Here is a 1,411-nt window from a genome sequence, read left to right on the forward strand (position 1 = left end):
ATTGATAACTCACACCGTACTCTTCACGGCGCATTGCTCGATGCGGAGATTCTAGCTGACGTCTACTTATTGATGACAGGTGGGCAAACTTCGCTGCAATTTAACGCTGGCCAACAAGAAGGCGAAGGCGAAAGCATACGAAGAGCAGAAAGTGGTCGAAAATCCCTAAAGGTTTTGCGAGCTACGGCCGATGAAGTAGAAGCGCATCAAAGTCGTTTAGACCTCGTCGAGAAAAGCGGAAGCTGCCTCTGGCGTCAGTAGGGAGAAAGTATGTTAAGGGCATTGGCTACCGGTTGTTTATTGCTGTTGAGCTTTGGCTTACACGCAGCAACAGAATCTGTAATGAGTTTATTGGATAATCGCTTTCGAGTTGATCCCAGTATCGAGCAAGTTACTTTTGTGATCTATCGAGCCGATAATTCTAAACCCGTCGTCTTGGTTCGTCCTGATGGCAAGAAGTATCACGCTTTGCGTCATGCTGATAATGTCCGTTGGTACCAAGAATCGTCAATGGATATTATCTCTATCGACAATCCGATGCCGGGTCCTTGGCAAGCGGTAGGTAAAGTCTCACCTAAAAATAATATCAAACTTTTATCTCATCTGGTTTTAGACGCCAATGAATTTCCAGACAAATTGTACCAAACTGAACACATTAAATTTACCGCTCGTTTGACATCCGATGGCAAGCCGCTTGTGCTGCGTGATTTTCTTGACCGTGTGAAGCTTAAAGTAACATTCACTAAGTTCGTCGAAAACGAAGAGTCCTTAGTGAGAGAAGCGCGGCCAATTCCGGTTGTCATGGGGGAATTTGCCGATGATGGCGTTGATCTTGACGAAAAAGCTGGAGATGGTGTGTTCACCGTGTCGTTACCAATGGACATTGAGCCTGGTAAATATCGAGCTCGAATTACTTCTGGTAATGGTGTGTTCCTGCGAGCACAAGAGCAAGAAGTCTTGGTCTACCCAACGCCAATCACAACCACCTTCATTCAGTCTCGCAAAGAAGGTTTATCTCATACTGTAGTGGCTTCTGGCGAGCCAGGTATGATTGCACCGAGCTCGTTAGCAGCTCACGTTGAGTATAAAGCCCCTGATGGGTATGTGATGTATAAGCAAGGCCAAGCCGAAGCTGATGCGATGAAAGTGTCTTTAACGTTGCCTTATAATGATGATTTGGGAATTTACACTTGGTCGGGGATGGTTTATGCCACCGATGCGTCAAGCCAGCGTCCACTGATCTTCCCGATTACCGAGCAGTCGTACAGCGTTGTTCAAGAGATAGACCTAGCAGAATCTCGACGTCTTCAAGAGGAAGCTCTTGCTGAGCAGAAACGTATTGCTGAAAAATTAATGATTCTTCAAAAAAGAGAAGATGACAGGCAGCGCAGCATAATGATTATAGCGGTAG

Annotated in this window: 1 protein-coding gene and 1 pseudogene; both read left to right on the forward strand. The window is 45.9% G+C overall.

Features of this window, described 5'->3' with window-relative positions:
- Window positions 1-261 (forward strand): annotated as a pseudogene (locus AB4653_RS23695) (DNA polymerase III subunit epsilon); the annotation flags it as partial.
- 9 nt (window positions 262-270) lie between these two features.
- A partial coding sequence (locus AB4653_RS23700) for a TIGR03503 family protein (protein ID WP_372105470.1) occupies window positions 271-1,411 on the forward strand: 1,141 nt, incomplete at its 3' end.

The organism is Vibrio sp. 10N.222.48.A3, from assembly GCF_041475345.1.
Lineage (GTDB): Bacteria > Pseudomonadota > Gammaproteobacteria > Enterobacterales > Vibrionaceae > Vibrio > Vibrio tasmaniensis_A.